Origin of the sequence: Paraburkholderia sp. BR10954 (genome assembly GCF_040965775.1) — a bacterium.
Taxonomy (GTDB): Bacteria; Pseudomonadota; Gammaproteobacteria; order Burkholderiales; family Burkholderiaceae; genus Paraburkholderia; species Paraburkholderia youngii.
The window spans coordinates 1-1,252 of the sequence record NZ_JBFRCK010000165.1; the positions used below are offsets into that span (position 1 = coordinate 1).

General features: G+C 63.9%; 1 protein-coding gene. It reads left to right on the plus strand.

Features of this window, described 5'->3' with window-relative positions:
* A partial coding sequence (locus AB4Y34_RS41600) for a DUF4158 domain-containing protein (protein ID WP_368719278.1) occupies positions 1 to 1,252 on the plus strand: 1,252 nt, incomplete at both ends.

The following is a 1,252-nucleotide window of genomic DNA, read 5'->3' on the forward strand; positions in this document are numbered from 1 at the left end:
ACGCTGTTCCGGCATTACGCGGCGGTTCGCACCTGGCTCGACGTGAAACCGTATTACGGCACCGACGCGAACGCGATCGCGACACGGGCAGCGCATACGGCGTCGCTGACGATGGACCAGCCGGTGGACATCATCAACGCGACGATCGACGAGCTGATCGCGCGCGATATCGAGCTGCCGGCGTTCTCGACGCTCGACCGGCTGACTGAACAGATCCACGCCCGGGCGCAGTCCCGACTGTTCAAGCGCGTCACGCGACGCTTGACCGATGAACAGAAGCTCGCGCTTGACCGGCTGCTCGCGCGGGATCTGTCGAATCGACAGACTGCCTACCACAGGATCAAGCGTCATGCGAAACGCCCGTCGCGCCAGCATCTGGAGCTGCTGATCGACCAGATTGCCTGGCTCGATGAGCTCGGCGATTTTTCACTGGCCATCGCCGGGATTCCGGCCTCGAAGCTGCGCTCGCTCGCCAATCAGGCGATGGCGCTCGACGCGTCCGCGCTCAGGAACGACACTTTGCCCGAGAAGCGCTACACATTGATCGTCGCGCTGCTCAACCGCATGCGTGTACGCGCCCGCGACGATCTCGCCGACATGTTTGTCCGGCGCATGGGTGCCATCCACAAGCGCGCAAGCGACGAGCTGGACGCCATTCAGCGCAAACAGCGTGATCAGGTCGAAGACCTCGTAGGCTTGCTCGACGGCGTTGTCGACATCCTTGCCGACGAATCCGATGAGACGGCTATCGCCCGAGCGGTCAGGAAGCTGCTCGCGCCGAAAGGCGACCTGGAGCCGTTGCGCGAGAGCTGTGCGGCGATCCGCGCGTTCAGCGGCCGCAACTATCTACCGTTGCTCTGGAAGCACTTCAAGGCGCACCGTTCGGTCATGATGCGTGTCGCTCGTACGCTCGAATGGGATTCGACAAGCCCGGTCCGCTCGCTGCTGAACGCACTCGATGCGGTGCTGGAGAACGAATCGCTGCATCGTGAGTGGATCGATGCGGACGTCGACCTGAGCTTCGCCGCGCCGCGGTGGCGCAAGCTCGTGCGGCGCTCGCACGGCGACGGATCGCCGACCAATCGCCGGTATCTCGAGCTCTGCGTGTTCTCGTACATGGCCGAGGAACTGCGGGTCGGCGATCTGTGCGGATCGGGCTCCGACGCGTACGCCGACTATCGCGATCACCTGTTGCCGTGGCGGCAATGCGAGCAGCAGTTGCCGGACTATTGCGACAAGCTCGGCATGCCCA